Annotated in this window: 1 protein-coding gene; it reads right to left on the minus strand. The window is 66.0% G+C overall.

The features are described 5' to 3' along the window. Positions 1-190 precede the first annotated feature (190 nt). Positions 191-1,594 carry an ATP-binding protein gene (locus Q1K49_RS11610; protein ID WP_300526161.1) on the minus strand — a complete coding sequence of 468 codons (1,404 nt, stop codon included), beginning with the start codon at positions 1,592-1,594 and terminating at the stop codon, positions 191-193. Positions 1,595-1,776: the final 182 nt, after the last annotated feature.

The raw sequence follows: 1,776 nt of genomic DNA on the forward strand, positions 1-1,776 counted from the left end.
TTTCCGGATGGACCTCCCTGCGCCGGTATGACCCGGTGCCGCCCTCGGGCGACAGCGCACATGTGCGCTCAGGTTCAAAGGGTCTGCGGGTCCTCCCGCACTCTCAGCCCCGGATCGGGGGCCCCCCCGTTCGCTTGACAAGATTCTCCGTCAGACTTCCTTCCGAGCAGTATAGCAGCCTCGCGCCGTTTCAGCCACGTTTCGCAGCCTCTTCGCGCTGTGACGCGCCGGAAGGGGGATCGGGAAGGACTATGGTGAAGGCGGCGCCCTCGTCCGAGTCCTCCAGGAGAACGCTGCCGCCGTGCAGCTCCGCCATGCGCTTCACGATGGCGAGACCGAGGCCGTAGCCGCCCTTGGCCTTGCCGTTCCGCACCCGGCTCGCGTCACCTCTGCGGAAGCGCTCGAAGATGTGGTGCCGCATCGCCTCGGGAATGCCGATGCCGTTGTCGGCGACGGCGATACGCCAGGCCGGGAGCAGGTCGTCCCGGACCATGCGGAGGGAGACCTTTCCGCCGGGGTTTGCCTCGAACCGCCCGGCGGTGTACTTCACGGCGTTGTCCAGGAGATTGGTGACGCAGCGCAGCAGCCCCTCGCTCCATCCCGCGAAGGGGGCGGATTCGGGGAGATCCACCTCCCATTCCAGGTGTTCCGCCAGGGGATGGAGCGCCGCCTCCTCCCGGGCGACACGGCAGAGCTCGGCCAGATCCACCTCCTCGGTGAGATCCAGGGGAACCGCCGTGCCCGAATCGAGACGGGAGAGGAGAAGGAGGTCGTCCATGAGGGCGCTGATGCGCTCCTGCTGTTCGAGGATGCGCTCCAGATAGGAACGCTGGTTTTCCGAGCTTCCCTCCTCCAGAAGTAGTTCCGCCGCGGCACGGATGATGGTGAGGGGCGTCTGGAGTTCGTGCCCCGCGTCGGCGACGAAGGCCTTTCGGGACTCCTCCAGGAGGTGGCGTTCCGTCATGTCCTGGAGGACCGCGATGGCGCCTCCCGCCACGGAGACGGCCTGGGCGAGGAGAAAGCGCTGCTCCTCCCGAAGGACCACGTTGCAGGTTCCGTCCCGCCCCCGAAGGGCATCCTCCAGAAGCTCCACGAGTTCGGGACTTCGCAGGACACCCTGGAAGGGATGTCCTTTCTGGGAGGGCATGCGGAGCAGTTTTCCCAGAGGAGGATTTTCGTAGCGAATCTTTCCCTCCCGGTTCACCACGAGGACTCCCACGGGGAGGGAGGCGAGAATGCGCTCCAGATAGGCCCGCTCCTCCTGAAGCTGCTGGAGAATCTGTTCGTTGCGCTCGGCCATGTTCTTCAACGCCAGGGCGAGTTCCTGCACCTCCGCGCTGGGACGCACGGGAAGGGGCGGCAGAGAGATGGGACCGCCCTTGTTGACGGCCTTCACCAGGGCCTGAATGGGCTGCACGAGCTGCCTCAGGAAAAGCGTGCCCAGGAAAAGCGACGCAGCCGCAGCCAAAAGCAGTGCCGCGCCGAGGGAGAGCCGCCCCGCGGAAAGCACGTCCCGAAGGAGAGCGAGAGGAAAGGCGGTGCGCACCACCAGCGGTTCTCCCCGCACGTAAACGGAACGGGCCACGTAGAGCATGTTCTTCTTCACCTACTGACTGTACCGGGTGTCCGAGCCGCGCCCTTACGCAAGGGCGGCCTGCACCTCCGGGCGCTTCCGGTGGTTCTCCATGGTCGCAGCATCGGCCACGGAATCGACGAGGACGTCGCCGTCGGGAGTGATGACGGTGATACGGAACCGCAGGGACTTGCCGAGCCCTT

The sequence above is a fragment of the Aminiphilus sp. genome (genome assembly GCF_029975095.1).
Lineage (GTDB): Bacteria > Synergistota > Synergistia > Synergistales > Aminiphilaceae > Aminiphilus.

Coding starts and splice junctions, on each gene's coding strand:
- Q1K49_RS11610 (WP_300526161.1), bottom strand. CDS start 1,594: ATGCTCTACGTGGCCCGTTCCGTTTACGTGCGGGGAGAACCGCTGGTG.